The sequence below is a fragment of the Flavobacterium chungangensis genome, assembly GCF_042654045.1.
Lineage (GTDB): Bacteria > Bacteroidota > Bacteroidia > Flavobacteriales > Flavobacteriaceae > Flavobacterium > Flavobacterium chungangensis.
The window spans coordinates 58,345-73,272 of the sequence record NZ_JBHSFY010000002.1 but is presented as its reverse complement, the minus strand read 5'-3'; the positions used below and the strand labels follow the sequence as shown (position 1 = coordinate 73,272).

The 14,928-nt window shown below is 33.0% G+C and carries 19 protein-coding genes; all 19 read left to right on the top strand.

The features are described 5' to 3' along the window. Positions 1-429 precede the first annotated feature (429 nt). A complete protein-coding gene (locus ACFO3N_RS03460) occupies positions 430-1,014 on the top strand; it encodes an NUMOD4 domain-containing protein (RefSeq protein WP_379795245.1) in 585 nt (194 codons plus the stop codon). Between the two features lie 1,073 nt (positions 1,015-2,087). Further along, a complete protein-coding gene (lpdA, locus tag ACFO3N_RS03455) occupies positions 2,088-3,476 on the top strand; it encodes a dihydrolipoyl dehydrogenase (RefSeq protein WP_073416603.1) in 1,389 nt (462 codons plus the stop codon). Between the two features lie 214 nt (positions 3,477-3,690). Further along, on the top strand, positions 3,691-4,317 hold the full coding sequence (locus tag ACFO3N_RS03450; RefSeq protein WP_379795244.1) for a hypothetical protein: 627 nt from the start codon (positions 3,691-3,693) through the stop codon (positions 4,315-4,317). Positions 4,318-4,659: 342 nt separating this feature from the next. Next, a complete protein-coding gene (locus ACFO3N_RS03445) occupies positions 4,660-5,409 on the top strand; it encodes a DUF2314 domain-containing protein (RefSeq protein WP_379795243.1) in 750 nt (249 codons plus the stop codon). 166 nt (positions 5,410-5,575) lie between these two features. Further along, positions 5,576-6,082 carry a TPM domain-containing protein gene (locus ACFO3N_RS03440; protein WP_379795242.1) on the top strand — a complete coding sequence of 169 codons (507 nt, stop codon included), beginning with the start codon at positions 5,576-5,578 and terminating at the stop codon, positions 6,080-6,082. Positions 6,083-6,190: 108 nt separating this feature from the next. Beyond that, positions 6,191-6,838, top strand: coding sequence for a suppressor of fused domain protein (locus ACFO3N_RS03435; protein WP_379795241.1), 648 nt, complete (start codon positions 6,191-6,193; stop codon positions 6,836-6,838). A gap of 12 nt (positions 6,839-6,850) precedes the next feature. Then, positions 6,851-7,189 carry an avidin-fold protein gene (locus ACFO3N_RS03430; RefSeq protein WP_250836823.1) on the top strand — a complete coding sequence of 113 codons (339 nt, stop codon included), beginning with the start codon at positions 6,851-6,853 and terminating at the stop codon, positions 7,187-7,189. Between the two features lie 22 nt (positions 7,190-7,211). Further along, on the top strand, positions 7,212-7,655 hold the full coding sequence (locus ACFO3N_RS03425; RefSeq protein ID WP_379795240.1) for a hypothetical protein: 444 nt from the start codon (positions 7,212-7,214) through the stop codon (positions 7,653-7,655). A 12-nt stretch (positions 7,656-7,667) separates the two neighbouring features. Then, entirely contained in the window at positions 7,668-8,102 is a 435-nt protein-coding gene (locus tag ACFO3N_RS03420) for a GNAT family N-acetyltransferase (protein WP_379795239.1), read from the top strand. An 18-nt stretch (positions 8,103-8,120) separates the two neighbouring features. After that, entirely contained in the window at positions 8,121-8,519 is a 399-nt protein-coding gene (locus tag ACFO3N_RS03415) for a DUF1801 domain-containing protein (RefSeq protein WP_379795238.1), read from the top strand. Positions 8,520-8,574: 55 nt separating this feature from the next. After that, positions 8,575-9,246 carry a DUF2625 domain-containing protein gene (locus ACFO3N_RS03410; RefSeq protein WP_379795237.1) on the top strand — a complete coding sequence of 224 codons (672 nt, stop codon included), beginning with the start codon at positions 8,575-8,577 and terminating at the stop codon, positions 9,244-9,246. A gap of 221 nt (positions 9,247-9,467) precedes the next feature. After that, on the top strand, positions 9,468-10,148 hold the full coding sequence (locus tag ACFO3N_RS03405) for a DUF4919 domain-containing protein (protein ID WP_379795236.1): 681 nt from the start codon (positions 9,468-9,470) through the stop codon (positions 10,146-10,148). Positions 10,149-10,283: 135 nt separating this feature from the next. Next, on the top strand, positions 10,284-10,826 hold the full coding sequence (locus ACFO3N_RS03400) for a DUF2975 domain-containing protein (protein WP_379795235.1): 543 nt from the start codon (positions 10,284-10,286) through the stop codon (positions 10,824-10,826). 10 nt (positions 10,827-10,836) lie between these two features. Then, positions 10,837-11,043 (top strand): helix-turn-helix domain-containing protein, encoded by a 207-nt coding sequence (locus ACFO3N_RS03395; protein WP_057116634.1) that lies wholly within the window; start codon positions 10,837-10,839, stop codon positions 11,041-11,043. A 79-nt stretch (positions 11,044-11,122) separates the two neighbouring features. Further along, entirely contained in the window at positions 11,123-11,722 is a 600-nt protein-coding gene (locus ACFO3N_RS03390) for an NAD(P)H-dependent oxidoreductase (RefSeq protein WP_379795234.1), read from the top strand. Positions 11,723-11,778: 56 nt separating this feature from the next. Then, the gene (locus ACFO3N_RS03385; RefSeq protein ID WP_379795233.1) at positions 11,779-12,078 is read left to right on the top strand and encodes a hypothetical protein; all 300 of its coding nucleotides are present in this window, start codon (positions 11,779-11,781) and stop codon (positions 12,076-12,078) included. 416 nt (positions 12,079-12,494) lie between these two features. Further along, complete coding sequence (locus tag ACFO3N_RS03380; RefSeq protein WP_379795232.1) at positions 12,495-12,980, top strand: SRPBCC family protein; 486 nt, start codon at positions 12,495-12,497, stop codon at positions 12,978-12,980. 102 nt (positions 12,981-13,082) lie between these two features. Continuing rightward, entirely contained in the window at positions 13,083-13,979 is an 897-nt protein-coding gene (locus ACFO3N_RS03375) for an NmrA family NAD(P)-binding protein (RefSeq protein ID WP_379795231.1), read from the top strand. 12 nt (positions 13,980-13,991) lie between these two features. Continuing rightward, positions 13,992-14,906: a helix-turn-helix domain-containing protein gene (locus tag ACFO3N_RS03370; RefSeq protein ID WP_379795230.1), complete on the top strand. Its 915-nt coding sequence runs from the start codon at positions 13,992-13,994 to the stop codon at positions 14,904-14,906. The last annotated feature ends 22 nt before the right edge of the window (positions 14,907-14,928 follow it).

The window sequence follows — 14,928 nt, the reverse complement described above, 5'->3', positions numbered from 1 at the left end:
TTCAATTTCAAATACAATACTTTGTATATCAAAAGATTACCCTAAGTTATCCAAGTTTAAAAAAAGGGTTTGACTTTAATTAAAGTTAAACCCTTTTTCATATATAGTCAAGAATTGATTTTTAATATCACTCAACCCCAATCTGAAGCTATTTTTTTCAATAAAGGGAATCTAATAATTTCAGAAAATGGGTCAAACCAATAAATTAATAATTATTTAGCTATAAATTGACGTTCCTTTCCTAAATTAAAAAACTGCAATATTCATAAATTGTGATTTAAAATCCGACTAAAAACTGTCAAAAACGCTTTAAAACGTTAAATTAGCGTTATAGAAATCATAAAATTGACCTTTCACAATCAGTTAGATAGCAGAAATTTTTTGTTTATTCTTTATCTTTGAGAATATAGAAATCAAATGTAAAAGACAATGCCACAAAATAGATTTTATCCTGATGAAAAATTCAAAGAAATAGAAATAAATGCCTCATTACAATTAAGATACGCCATTTCGAACAGAGGAAGACTAATCAGTTTTACCGACCATATTGAAAACGGACGCATTTTAAAAGGAGGTTTAAGCGACGGATATCCAACTTTCCGTTTTAAGGTTAAAAAAGACGATAAAATCGTAAATAAATATCTCTTCTTATACAAATTAGTGGCTCAATACTTTATTCCAAAAGATTCTGAAGATCAGACCTATGTTTTGCACTTAGATTACAATAGAGCTAACGATGATGTGAGTAATCTGCGTTGGGCGACCAAACAGGAAATGATGGCGCACAGCCGTAAAAGCCCGCGCGTTATTCAGGCAAAAAAGAACTTAATCGAACACAATCTTAAAGCTGATGGACGAAAATTAACAACCACCAAAGTCATGTTAATTAAAAAAATCCTAGCAAGACCTGAGCAAAAAACACGTCTTAAAATGATTGCCAAACAATTTGGTGTAAGCGAAATGCAAATTAGAAGAATTGCCAGCGGAGAAAACTGGGGACATGTTAAAATTTAATGGTGAATGGTGAATTGATAACGATTTGTCAGGCTGAGCGAAGTCGAAGCCCGCGCAGAGCTCTTCGACTTCGCTCAGAGAGACAAAATTATAATAGCCACAGATTACACAGATTAATACAGATTTTTTTAAATCATTTTAATCCTAATAATCTGTGGCTTGTTTTTTATTACAAAATATTCAAACAACTGTCAGGCTCAGCGAAGTCGAAGCCCACACAAAGCTCTTAGACTTCGCTCAGAGAGACAAAATTATAATAGCCACAGATTACACAGATTAACACAGATTTTTTGAAATCATTTTAATCCTAATAATCTGTGGCTTATTTTTTTATTACAACAGATCCAACAACTTTCAGGCTGAGCGAAGTCGAAGCCCGCACAAAGCTCTTTGACTTCGCTCAGAGAGACAAAATTATAATAGCCACAGATTACACAGATTAACACAGATTTTTTAAAATCATTTTAATCTTAATAATCTGTGGCTTATTTTTTTCATACAATTCAATAACTGTCAGGCTGAGCGAAGTCGAAGCCCGCGCAAAGCTCTTTGACTTCGCTCAAAGAGACAAAATTATAATAGCCACAGATTACACAGATTAACACAGATTTTTTAAAATCATTTTAATCCTAATAATCTGTGGCTTATTTTTTTATTACAACAGATCCAACAACTGTCAGGCCAAGCGAAGTCGAAGCCCACACAAAGCTATTTCATGGAAAAAGAACAAAATTAATAGCCACAGATTACACAGATTAACACAGATTTTTTAAAATCATTTTAATCCTAATAATCTGTGGCTTATTTTTTATCTTTTTCAAGACACTTGTCACTAATTACTAAGAACTAATCACTAAATCTTAAAAATCACTTCATAATTCACAATTTACAATTCACAATTAGTTCGCTTTCTGTGAAAAGACCAAAATCTATGTCTTTAAAAATAAAATTTCAAGTGTTCATATAAAATAAATCCTTAAATTCGCAAACACAAATAACAAAAGAAGAAATCGAAAGATGAGTTTCGGAAATACAAACTTCATTTTCGATAGTTAATACTAAAAGCAAAAAAAATGAAATACGACGTTATTGTTTTAGGAAGTGGTCCTGGAGGATATGTAACAGCGATTAGAGCTTCACAATTAGGCTTTAAAACTGCTGTAGTAGAAAAAGAAAATCTAGGTGGAGTTTGCCTTAACTGGGGATGTATCCCAACAAAAGCGCTTTTAAAATCTGCTCAAGTTTTTGATTACCTTAAACACGCTTCTGACTACGGATTGAAAGTTTCTGAATTTGATAAAGATTTCCCTGCAGTTATTCAACGTAGCCGTGGTGTAGCTGAAGGAATGAGCAAAGGTGTTCAATTCTTAATGAAAAAGAACAAAATTGACGTTATCGAAGGTTTTGGAAAATTAAAACCAGGAAAAAAACTTGACGTTACTGATAAAGACAATAAAGTTACAGAATATAGCGCTGATCACATTATCATCGCAACTGGTGCTCGTTCTCGTGAGTTACCAAACTTACCTCAAGATGGTGTAAAAGTAATTGGATACCGTCAGGCAATGACATTGCCAACTCAACCAAAATCTATGATCATTGTTGGTTCTGGAGCAATTGGAGTTGAGTTCGCTCACTTCTACAACTCAATGGGAACAGATGTTACTATCGTAGAATTTATGCCAAACGTAGTTCCTGTAGAAGACGAAGATATCTCAAAACAATTTGAGCGTTCTTTGAAAAAATCAGGAATTAAAGTAATGACTAACTCTTCTGTTGAGCGCATTGACACAACTGGTGCAGGAGTTAAAGCTTTTGTTAAAACGGCAAAAGGAGAAGAAGTTCTAGAAGCTGACATCGTACTTTCTGCAGTTGGAATCAAAACAAACATTGAAAACATCGGATTAGAAGAAGTTGGAATTGCTGTTGATAGAGATAAAATCTTAGTTAACGCGTACAACGAAACTAACATTCCAGGATACTACGCAATTGGAGACGTTACTCCAGGTCAAGCTTTAGCTCACGTAGCTTCTGCTGAAGGAATTAACTGTGTAGAAAAAATTAAAGGTTTACACGTAGACCCAATCGATTACGGAAACGTTCCTGGTTGTACTTACGCAACTCCAGAAATCGCTTCTGTAGGTTTAACAGAAAAACAAGCAAAAGAAAAAGGTTACGAATTAAAAATTGGTAAATTCCCATTCTCAGCTTCTGGAAAAGCAAAAGCTGCTGGAAATGCTGACGGATTCGTAAAAGTAATCTTCGATGCTAAATACGGAGAATGGTTAGGATGCCACATGATTGGTGCCGGTGTTACAGATATGATTGCTGAAGCAGTTGTAGCTCGTAAACTAGAAACTACAGGTCATGAAATCCTTAAATCTATCCACCCTCACCCAACAATGAGCGAGGCTGTTATGGAAGCTGTAGCTGATGCTTACGGCGAAGTAATTCACTTGTAAAAATATACCGTTTTACGGTTATATATAATTCTCAATTTATAAAATCCGATTTGTGAAAACAAGTCGGATTTTTTTGTTTACTACATATAAAAATTGATAATCATTTAATTACACAATATCATTTTAACCGCATTCTATTACAAAAATAACTTCTCGTGTATTTTTTCATATTTAAGAAATTATAAGTTTACACTCTAATTAAACTTATAAAATAATGAAAAAGTATATATTAATAATTTTCACTGGTATGTTTTTATCTTGCGCTAGTACAAATCCAAAATTAAGTGCAGTTATGAAATTAAAAAATGGAACAAGCATAGAAGGATTAATGACAGATCCGTCACATTATGTTGGATCAAAAACTGGAAAATTATCAATAAAAACTGCAAATGGCAAAGTTAAATATAAGAATGATGAAATTGAAAAAGTAACAATAATGGGGCAAGATAAAATTTATGTTCCTTATTTTAAAAAGAAATTTCTCTCTCTAGAAAAAAATGGAAAAATAGGTTATTTATGGCTCACCCCTGTTAAAATACCACAAGGGAAAGCATCACTTTACAGTGGTGAAAAAGAACAAACTAACCAACATGGAAGATATATTGGAACAACTACTTTTTATTATGTCTGGAAAAATGGAGAAGAAGCTTCTAATTATTTCACCAGTACAGAACTTGGGCTAATAGTAATTAATGAAGGTAATGTGTTTCGATCAATGATCGAGAATGTCTTTTCAGATTGTCCGGAATTGGTAAAAAAAGCACAAAATGAAAGATATAAACCAAAAAATAAAAGTGCTATAGATATTGTAAATGAGTACAATTCAGTTTGTGGAAAATAAATTATGAATTAAGCTTTTGTACTAAAACCATCTTTTCAATTGTAAATTCAATTTATAAAAATCCGATTTGTGAAAACAGGTCGTATTTTTTGTGCCTATAATTTTGTCATTTCGACCGAAGGGAGAAATCTCCATAAGTAGCTCGACAAAGATTAGTAAAAATCTTTGCAAATAACTTTACTTTGCGGAGTTTCTTGTGGAGATTTCTCCCTTCTCTCGAAATGACAATACTTTCTCTAAAAAAGCATTACTTTTAAATTAAAACCTCAAAATAATTAAATAACATTTCTCCCAAAGTACTAAAAAGATTACTTTTATAAATCATTATAAATATCCTTTTTTATGGAAGAAACAAAAATATTCTACGCCGACGGAGAAAATCCAAAAATGATCGAAGCTTATAAAAGAGCACAAGAAACCTTTAAATATTTCTGGAGAGAATTATCTTGGGAATACAGAAGAATAGTTCCAGGATTGGATGTTGCTTGTGTAAAATTGGCTTTCACTCAAGATATAGACGACGAAACGATCGTAGAACATATGTGGATTAACGACGTAAACTTTGACGGCGAAACGATATACGGAATTTTAGTAAATGATCCCAATGACTTAACCAATGTCAATAATGGAGACGAAATTGCAATTCCGATTAATCAAATCAGCGATTGGTTATTTGCAAGTCAAGGAAAAACATACGGGGCTTTTACCATACATGCCATGCGTTCAGAAATGGACGAAGACGAAAGAAAAGACCACGACGATGCTTGGGGCTTAGAGTTTGGAGATTACAATGATATTCTGGTTGTTACAAATCAGAAAGACAAACCAGAAAACTTGGTAGAGCATCCGATGAGTATTAATATGAAAGAAAGTCTAATCGAATTCTTAAAAAACAATCCAGAAGAAATAGAAGCACAAGACGATTTAGGCTACACTTTTTTACACCGTGAAGCCATTGCTGGAAATCAAACTTCTGTAGAACTTATTTTAAAAGCAGGCGCAAATCCAAATGCAAAAACCAATAGCGGAAAAACAGCTTTAGATTTTGCCAAAGAACTCAAATGGGATCATTTAATACCTTTATTTCAATAAAAAATTTCAAAATCCGATTTACCAAAAGTAGATCGGATTTTTGTTTAATAACCCTCTTTTCAAAAAAGAATATTTTTTCATTTTAAAATCAAAACTGATCATTTTTTCATCTGTTTACAATAAAGAATGTGCTACTTTTGCAGCACCAAATCTAACATGCCATAGAATGAAAAAATTATTCTTTACGCTTATACTGTTATCTTCAGTTTTATCTGCCCAAACCAAAACCGACAATGATTTTGCTTCTCGTCTAAAAAGCACTTTTTCTCAATCTACAGACTGTGTCAACGACTTCGAAAAAGTATTAAAACCAGCAGAACTTCAATCGTTAAACACTACCCTTAACGCTTTCGAAAAAAAACACCTTTATAAAATTGTAGTCATAACAACTCCTTCTGTTGAACCTTTTAAATCTTTTGACGAATTTGCAGTAGATCTTGACAAATTTTTATCAAAAGATCCGCGATTAGACCCAACCCTTTTAATTGTTGTCAGCAAAACATTAAGGCAAATTCAGGTTTTAAGCGTTGACTTTATAAAATACAAGCTAAATTCTGAAGACACACAAAATATAATCAGCACCTATTCGATACCCGAACTTAAAAAAGGAAACTATTTTAAAGCTTTAGAACAGGCTTCAAATGAATTCATGAAAAAACTGCAACAACAATAAATACATCAAAATCCGATTTGCGAAATCAAATCGGATTTTTTTTTTATTACATGGAAACTAATAGTTAGAAAAAGACTTATTTTAGTGTAAAAATAAGTTTTACTAGAAATGGAATTAGAACAATACAAAAAAGAATTTACAGAGGATGATGCTGTTGGCTGGTTAGAAATTGATAAAGAATTTGAACGACTTTATCCGAATCAAGAACCCAAACATTTTGCGCCAGCAATTAGTTACATGCTTGGCGGAGAACATCCGCTTGATGGTGTAAGCTATTACGAAAGCAAAAATCAAGAAGATCATTACCATTTTATTACTTACGGCTTTTCTGAATTGTATTATAATGAAGAAAAAGCAGACGGAGAATTTAGCAAATGGGGATTTGAACTTACTTTTAGATTAAAACCTTATGTAGCCGATAACGAAAATCCGAGCTGGGCTGTGGCTTTGCTTCAAAATATCGCCAAATATGTATTTGACAGTGGAAATTGGTTTGAAGAGTTTCATTACATGCCAGCAAACGGACCAATTCGTCTGGACACAGAAACCGATATTACGGCATTAATTTTTGTGAATGATCCCGAAGTCCCTAAAAAACAGACACCACACGGCGAAGTTTCATTTTTACAAATCGTCGGAATTACTACAGAAGAATACAAAAACATTAAGGAAAACCCAGAAAAGGTTGAAGCATTAGTCCATAAATTAAAAGAAAATAATCCATTATTAATTACCGATTTAAATCGAAAAAGTTAATTTGCAAACAAAATGATTAATTACAATAATAAAATTTTTAAACCTGTAAGTAACACAGAAAACGGAGAAACTTCTAACGAAACTTCATTTCATTATAAACAAGAAGGAAACATTTTAACTTCTGAATATTCTGGCGGAAAAATCGTTAAAGGCCATTTAATTGGTTTGGTTGACGGCGCGGGAAATATCGAAATGAGATATCATCAAGTGAATGAAAAAGGCGAATTAATGACTGGTTTCTGCACTTCTAAACCTGAAATTTTAGCAAGCGGAAAAATTAGGCTTCACGAAACGTGGCAATGGACTTCTGGAGATTTATCTAAAGGAAATTCTATACTTGAAGAACAATAAGAAAATATAAACAGTATAATCAATGAAAAAAATTCTCTTACTATTCCTTATTTTAACCAGTGTATCATACGCGCAAACAAAAAAAGAAATGCTAGTAGGCAATTGGTTAGGAACTGATGCTAGTGGCGCAAAGAATACAATGATTTTTACTTCAGATAATTTTATTTCGATGACCGTTAATGGTGAATTAATCGACGGGAAAAATTATATCGTTAAAGGAGGAAAAAACAACGGGCAAAAAGGCCTATTAAAATATGAAATTGATGAATCTAAAACGCCTATAGCGCTAGATATTATCGCTTATGCTTTAGAAAAAGGCAAGCAAATTGAAAAAGGCAGGTTTTTAGCAATATTAGATTTTAAAAGTAATGATGAAATTAAAATCAATCTCAGTTTAAACGGAGTTAGAGCCACAGAATTTAATGAATCTAATGCAGCAAGTACAATTTTGCTGAAAAGAAATTAAATACAAAAATGCATGTTAAGCATCGTAGAATCTAGAGATACCGATTTACCTCATTTAAGAGAATTATTCTTAAACGAAAGACGGCGCACATTTACAGAACAAGATATTTCAGAATTTGAATTAGACGATTTTGACAAACAAACACAAGGTGAATACATTTTAACGGCTCTTGTAAACAATATTCCAGTCGGATTTGTTTCGATCTGGATGCCAAACAATTTTATTCATCATCTTTACGTTGATGTTAAACATCAAGGAAAAAACCTTGGTACAGAATTATTAAAAGCCGCCATCTTAAAAACCTCATTTCCAATTACCCTAAAATGTCTTACAAGCAACACTAAAGCAGTTGAGTTTTATAGAAAAAAGGGCTTTACAGAAAAATCGCGTGGAAATTCGAGCAACGGAACTTATATTCTATTTGAGTTGACCAAAGAGGTAAAATAATCCTAAAATGCTGAAGACATGAGCCAGATTCAAGATTACAACAATTCTCAGACAGCAGAAAACAAAGAAATCTGCGATCTTCTTTTGGCGATTATAAAAGAAAATCTTTCTGATGCCGAAAGCAAAATCTGGCATGCGCATCCGGTTTGGTTTCTAGACGGAAATCCGATTGTGGGTTATAGCAAATTAAAAGATTCTGTTCGATTACTTTTCTGGAGCGGACAATCTTTTGACGAAGAAAAACTCCAAAACGAAGGTTCGTTTAAAGCTGCCGAAATGCGTTATACAAACGTTGATCAAATAAACGAGCAAGACTTAAAACGCTGGTTAGAAAAAAGCAGAGAAATTCAATGGGATTATAAAAACATTGTCAAACGAAAAGGCGTTTTAATTCGATTAATGACCAAACCATATTAACAGATCAATACATAAAATCGTATACATTAACCTCAATAATATTTTAAAAATAAAGATGCGACCGTTAAACGAACTCATAGATCAAAATGATTCTGGATGGAAATTAGTAAACGAATGGATTTACACCGCCAAAAACAAAGTTGAAGTTCTGCCTGCTGATCCTCAAAAAGCCAAAGATGCTTTGTATCACACCCAAGTTACAACCAGTTCGCCAATGGGAGCTATTGCATATAAAACTGGAGGAATTTTAATCGACAATGGCTGGATCAGAATCCTAGGTTCTGGAAGCGCGAAACTTAACCGAAGTCTTCCAGATTGGAACAAAGGAAAATCTTTTAAGGAATTTGGAGAAGCTCCTTCTTTCTTTTTAATTGCCGACGATGCTTTGGGTGGTTTTTATATATTGAATGGTGGCGCATTGGGAACCGATCTTGGAAAAGTATATTATTTTGCACCAGATAATTTAGAATATGAGCAGCTCGACATTAGCTATTCTGAGTTTTTAGAATTTTGTTTTAATAACGACTTGGATAAATATTATTCTGGTAGCCGTTGGGAAAACTGGAAAGAAGATCTTGCTGCACTACATGGCGATCAGGTTTTCAATTTTTATCCGTTTCTATGGACCGAAGAAGGAAGTGATATCAACAAAGTTCAAAGAAAAATGATTCCTGTTGAAGAACAATACAACCTTAATTTAGATTTAAGAAAACAGCTTAGCCATTAATCCAAATACATAATAGTCAATTTTATATGGCGTGTCCCTCCGGGTCAGGCTGTCCGCTATATTCCCGATTAACAAAAACTACGGCTAAAAAGCCTTGTTTTTCTAAATCGGGAGATGTCGCTCCCATCCTTCACGCATCTCGTATTCATAAGAACACTTTTGTTTTTATATAATTTGTACATTAGTAAGATCAGAACTACAACCAAAAACACCTCTAAATCATGCTAAAACAAATTTTCATCCTTCTCATTTTTTGTTTCGGAATTCAATTGCATTCACAAGAAATTGGTTTTACAACTCCAGATTATAAAGCCATCGAAAAAGAAATCAACGACAAAAATTCAAAGTTTTACTATCCTAAATTAATGGAAAGACTCACGAAAAACGATACGCTTTTATCGCATGACGAATACCGCCATTTGTATTTAGGCTACGTTTTTCAACCCAAATATGATGCCTTTTGGAAATCGCCAGACGAAGAACAGCTTCGCAAATATTATGACAAAGAAGAACTCGAAGCTTCAGATTACGATGAAATAATCAAATTGTCCAATCATACCTTAAGCGAATTCCCATTTGACTTAAAACAGCTCAATTTCCTCACTTACGTTTATCACTTAAAAGGAGACGAAGCATCTGCAAAAATTGCTTCTTTTAGATTTCACAGCATCATGAATGTCATACTTTCTTCTGGCGACGGAAAAAAATGCGAAACTGGTTTTCATGTCATAATGGTCGAACACGAATATATTTTACTCAATCTTTTTGAAATTGAATCTAAAGGACAATCGCTCGTTGATAATTGCGATTATCTAAGTTTTGAAAAAGGCGCTTACAATGTAGACGGTATTTATTTTAACATCGAAAAAATGCTAGAAAACGAAAAGAAAATGCTTCGATAAAAGAATTTAAAAAACAAAATATCATAGCTTCAGCAGATTGTAATGCTGGAGCTTTTTTTTGATAAAAACTATTTATTTATTGTTTATCAATAAATTTTTATTATTTTAGCAGCATAACTTCTAATCTTGAATAGCATGGAAATTAAAATTGGAACACCGCAGATTCTAAAAATCCTCAATATCTTATCGTGGATTATTTTTATTGGCTTATGCGTAGAAGCTGGTATGTATCTTTTTAACGGAATTTACACTATGACGATAAACTCCTATAATGCTCGTTTTCTTCATTTGCTTGACTTATATAATTACAGCCCTAGTTTTTATATTCAAGAAATATGCTTTATCAGCATCGTGGCAATCTTAAAAGCCATTATGTTTTATCTGATTGTAAAAATGTTGCATGAGAAAAAACTAAACATCGAACAGCCTTTTACTGCCGAAATGGGGCGTTTTATATCTTATCTTTCTTATCTCGCTTTCGGAATTGGCTTGTTTTCTTTCTGGGCTTTCAAATTCAACAATTGGCTACTCATTAAAGGCGTAAAACTTCCTTCGTTGGAATCACTTAATCTTGAGGGCCACAGCATTTGGATCTTTATGGCCATTGTAATGTTTGTGGTAGGACAGATTTTTAAAAGAGGAATCGAAATTCAATCTGAAATTGACTTAACTATTTAAACAAAAAATTATGCCCATTATAGTAAATTTAGACGTCATGATGGCAAAACGAAAAATGTCATTAAACGAACTTTCAGAAAAAGTAGATTTAACCTTGTCTAATCTTTCCATTCTAAAAACTGGCAAAGCAAAAGCAATTCGTTTCAGTACACTCGAAGCCATCTGTAAAGTTCTAGATTGCCAGCCCGGCGATATTTTAGAATTTTCTGAAGAATAATTTCATTTCGATTTAATTTGTATTTTAGTACAAATCAGATTGGAATTTCAAAACAATTACAAATCTAAAAAACCTGGAAATGAACATTCTAATTGTTTATGCGCATCCGAGCAAAAAATCGTACACTTTTCAAGTTTTAGAAAGATTGAAACTAGCCTTGAATACTGAAAAATGGAATGTAGAAATCTCCGATTTATTTGCGTCCAATTTTGTGAGCGATATGTCTGAGGAAGAATACGAACGAGAAGGTTTTGCCAAAACAAAACTTTCTATTTCTACAGATGTTTTAGCAGAACAAGAAAAAATAGAAAAAGCAGACTGCATTATTTTTCTATATCCTGTTTGGTGGAGCGATTGTCCTGCAAAATTAAAAGGCTGGTTTGATCGGGTTTACTCAGTTGGTTATGCGTACGGACAAAACGAAACGTCTAGAAAAATGAAAACTATTCCGTACGGTCTTGTAATTTGTACAGCAGGTCATCCGAATGAATTCTTGCATGAAATTGAAATCGCACAAAGCATGGAAAAAATTATGCTCGAAGACCGACTTGGAAAACGTTTTACACATAAAGAAATGATTATTCTTGGCGGAACATTGGAGCTAGAGAAAGTTATGGAAGAGCATTTTTTTCAGATTGACCAAATTGAGACAAAAATTAAAATCAGAACAAAACTTTAGACTTCTTTTCTAATCAATTTTATTGAATCTTAAAAAAATATTGATTTTACTTAATTATGGTAGTAAAAAAAAATGTACTAGAGCAAAAAACAAACGAGCAGCTTGAAGAATATATTAAACCTGAAACTAGATACGTACCGCAGGCCACTAAATTTGCATTCGAAATTCTCAAAACTAGAGGTAGAGTTTTTTCTGAACAAGAAGTAGACACTATTAATCTACTAATTAATAAAACCGAAGAAAAAAAAATACGCCCAATCCATGAAAATCACATAAAATCTTCAAATCTAATTTTCATTTCAATAATTTTCGGATTGATCGATTTATTTTTTGCACTAAAGTATATTCCAAAATGAATCAGGACTTTTTTCTTCTTTTGTAGCTTTCATTTTTGTTGGAATTTTAGGGTATTTAATTCGAGAAGGACGTGATTTAAAGATTCTTTTATTAGTACTGTACGTAATTGGATTACTTGGTTCGATTTCAACTTTAACTTTTGAATTAACCTATTATCCATTAAACGGAATCCTAAGTCTTTGCCAACTAATATTGCAACTTTTGGCTATAATTTTACTATTTATGATTCCAAAAAAATTTGAAAGTATAAAAACCAACGAATTTGAATTATGGCTCTCTGCCGAAAATGAGAAAATTACCGAAAAATAAAAGCGATTTCTTGTCCGAAACGCACCTTAAAATTGTCTTTTAAACACCTTAACCAATTGATTTTTAGATTGTAAATTTACTTTACTAATTTAAAAGTCAATTAATTATGAATACTCAAGATTTTACCACAACAATACTTGTCAGTCAATCGCCAGAAGAAGTTTTTAAAGCCATACAAAACGTTCGCAGCTGGTGGTCTGAAGAAATTGAAGGCAAAACATCCAACCAAAGAGACGAATTTAAATACCATTATGAAGACGTTCACCGTTGTAAAATAAAACTGATTGAAGTAATTCCGAATCAGAAAATCGTCTGGCTGATTGAGGAAAACTATTTCAGCTTCACCCAAGACGATACCGAATGGACCAATACGACTGCTGTTTTTGATATTTCGAAAGAAAACGACAAAACGAAACTCAGTTTTACACATGTGGGTTTAGTGCCAGAATATGAATGTTTTGAAGTTTGCCAAGCAGGATGGACCAATTACATTGAGAATAGTTTGAAAAAACTAATTGAAACAGGAAAAGGTCTGCCGAATGCTACTGGAAAACCGCAAATTGAAACCGAAAGAAAATTATCCGAAAAATAGAATCACATTTCATACTATTATTTTAGACTACGTCAATCATAGATTTGGCTAAATCTATTTTGCTAATGCTTCGCAACTTTGTATCAACAAAAAAATAATAGTATGAAAATTATAGTTACAGGTTCTCTAGGGAACATTAGCAAGCCTTTAGCGAAAGCTTTATTAAAAGAAAAATATCAAATTACAATAATTGCAAGCAGTAGCGAAAGAAAATCGGAAATCGAAAATCTTGGGGCTCAAGCCGCAATTGGATCTGTAAATGATGTCGATTTTTTGACTCAAACTTTTACAGGAGCCAATGCCGTATATTGCATGATTCCGCGCGCAAATTATTTTGATCCAAATCTTGATTTAGACGCTTTTACGCGTACAATTGGAAATAATTATGCAGAGGCTATCACAAAATCTGGCGTAAAACGAGTAGTCTTTTTAAGCAGTATTGGCGCACATTTAGAACAAGGTTCTGGAATTATTCAGCGTTATAATGAAATCGAAGCGGTTTTGAATAAACTTTCAGATGTTTCGATTACCTTTATGCGTCCGACTTCTTTCTACTACAATTTGCTGGCTTATATCCCGATGATTAAAAACCAAGCCATTATAGCTGCTAATTATGGAGCCGATCAATTGATTCCGTGGGTTTCTCCAAACGATATAGCCGAAGCAATTGCAGAAGAACTTACAACTCCGCTTGACGGAAAAAAAATACGTTATGTGGCTAGCGAAGAAGTTTCTGGAGATCAAACCGCAAAAATTTTAGGCGATGCCATCGGAAATCCAGATTTGAAGTGGAAATTAATATCTGACGAAGAAACACTAAACGGATTAATTGCTCTAGGAATGCAGCCCAAAATCGCAAAAGGTTTGATAGAAATGTATGCCGCGCTATACAGTGGTTTGCTAAGTGAAGATTATTACCAAAATCGTCCTGCGGTTTTAGGAAAAACAAAACTGGCAGATTATGCAAAAGAATTTGCTGCCGTTTTCAATCAAAATTAATTACCTTGTACTATGGCAAATCAGCAACCACTTCGATTTAAAACAATAAGCGAATTTCATGATTTTAGAGATTTGCCAAAACCCGAACACCCTTTGGTAAGCGTTTACAATTTTGAAGATTTAAAATATCTCCATAATGAAGAACCCAAAAGCTTAATCCTAGATTTTTATTCGATTGCTTTAAAAAGAAATGCCAATGCAAAAATGCGATATGGCCAACAGGAATACGATTTTAAAGAAGGCGTTTTAATTTTTCTTTCGCCAGGACAAGTTTTTTCTATTGAAGGAAATGCCGAAATGCAACATACAGGATGGTCATTATTGATTCATCCTGATTTTCTTTGGAATACGCCACTTGCTCATAAAATTAAACAATACGACTATTTTGGTTACGCGGTCAATGAAGCGCTTCATCTTTCTGATAAAGAAGAGAATATGCTCATTGATATTATCAAAAATATTCAGCAGGAATACCAATCCAATATTGATAAATTCAGTCAAGACGTTATTATTGCACAAATTGATTTGTTTCTAACTTATGCCGAAAGATTTTACAACAGGCAATTTATTACTCGAAAAATAAGCAGTCATCAGATTCTGGCACGATTAGAAAAATTGCTCGAAGATCATTTTACTGATGATTCTTTAAAACAAAAAGGACTTCCAACAGTTCAATTTATTGCCGAAAAACTAAATGTTTCACCCAATTATCTCAGTGCACTATTAAAAACACATACTGGTCAAAGCACACAGCAGCATATTCACAATAAATTGATTGAAAAAGCAAAAGAAAAGCTTTCGACTACTACTCTATCTATCAGCGAAATTGCATTTGAATTGGGTTTTGAGCACCAGCAATCCTTTAGTAAATTATTCAGAACAAAGACCAACACTTCGCCTTTAGAATTCAGGCAATCATTTAACTAATTGCTTTATTTTTCATACATTC

Excerpts from the sequence above, each read along its gene's own strand:
- ACFO3N_RS03370 (WP_379795230.1), top strand. The coding sequence starts at position 13,992 with ATGGCAAATCAGCAACCACTTCGATTTAAAACAATAAGCGAATTTCAT.
- ACFO3N_RS03440 (WP_379795242.1), top strand. The coding sequence starts at position 5,576 with ATGAAAAAATTATTCTTTACGCTTATACTGTTATCTTCAGTTTTATCT.
- ACFO3N_RS03430 (WP_250836823.1), top strand. The coding sequence starts at position 6,851 with ATGATTAATTACAATAATAAAATTTTTAAACCTGTAAGTAACACAGAA.
- ACFO3N_RS03380 (WP_379795232.1), top strand. The coding sequence starts at position 12,495 with ATGAATACTCAAGATTTTACCACAACAATACTTGTCAGTCAATCGCCA.
- ACFO3N_RS03415 (WP_379795238.1), top strand. The coding sequence starts at position 8,121 with ATGAGCCAGATTCAAGATTACAACAATTCTCAGACAGCAGAAAACAAA.
- ACFO3N_RS03410 (WP_379795237.1), top strand. The coding sequence starts at position 8,575 with ATGCGACCGTTAAACGAACTCATAGATCAAAATGATTCTGGATGGAAA.
- ACFO3N_RS03445 (WP_379795243.1), top strand. The coding sequence starts at position 4,660 with ATGGAAGAAACAAAAATATTCTACGCCGACGGAGAAAATCCAAAAATG.
- ACFO3N_RS03450 (WP_379795244.1), top strand. The coding sequence starts at position 3,691 with ATGAAAAAGTATATATTAATAATTTTCACTGGTATGTTTTTATCTTGC.
- ACFO3N_RS03390 (WP_379795234.1), top strand. The coding sequence starts at position 11,123 with ATGAACATTCTAATTGTTTATGCGCATCCGAGCAAAAAATCGTACACT.
- ACFO3N_RS03395 (WP_057116634.1), top strand. The coding sequence starts at position 10,837 with ATGCCCATTATAGTAAATTTAGACGTCATGATGGCAAAACGAAAAATG.
- ACFO3N_RS03460 (WP_379795245.1), top strand. The coding sequence starts at position 430 with ATGCCACAAAATAGATTTTATCCTGATGAAAAATTCAAAGAAATAGAA.
- lpdA (WP_073416603.1), top strand. The coding sequence starts at position 2,088 with ATGAAATACGACGTTATTGTTTTAGGAAGTGGTCCTGGAGGATATGTA.
- ACFO3N_RS03400 (WP_379795235.1), top strand. The coding sequence starts at position 10,284 with ATGGAAATTAAAATTGGAACACCGCAGATTCTAAAAATCCTCAATATC.
- ACFO3N_RS03385 (WP_379795233.1), top strand. The coding sequence starts at position 11,779 with ATGGTAGTAAAAAAAAATGTACTAGAGCAAAAAACAAACGAGCAGCTT.
- ACFO3N_RS03405 (WP_379795236.1), top strand. The coding sequence starts at position 9,468 with ATGCTAAAACAAATTTTCATCCTTCTCATTTTTTGTTTCGGAATTCAA.
- ACFO3N_RS03435 (WP_379795241.1), top strand. The coding sequence starts at position 6,191 with ATGGAATTAGAACAATACAAAAAAGAATTTACAGAGGATGATGCTGTT.
- ACFO3N_RS03420 (WP_379795239.1), top strand. The coding sequence starts at position 7,668 with ATGTTAAGCATCGTAGAATCTAGAGATACCGATTTACCTCATTTAAGA.
- ACFO3N_RS03375 (WP_379795231.1), top strand. The coding sequence starts at position 13,083 with ATGAAAATTATAGTTACAGGTTCTCTAGGGAACATTAGCAAGCCTTTA.
- ACFO3N_RS03425 (WP_379795240.1), top strand. The coding sequence starts at position 7,212 with ATGAAAAAAATTCTCTTACTATTCCTTATTTTAACCAGTGTATCATAC.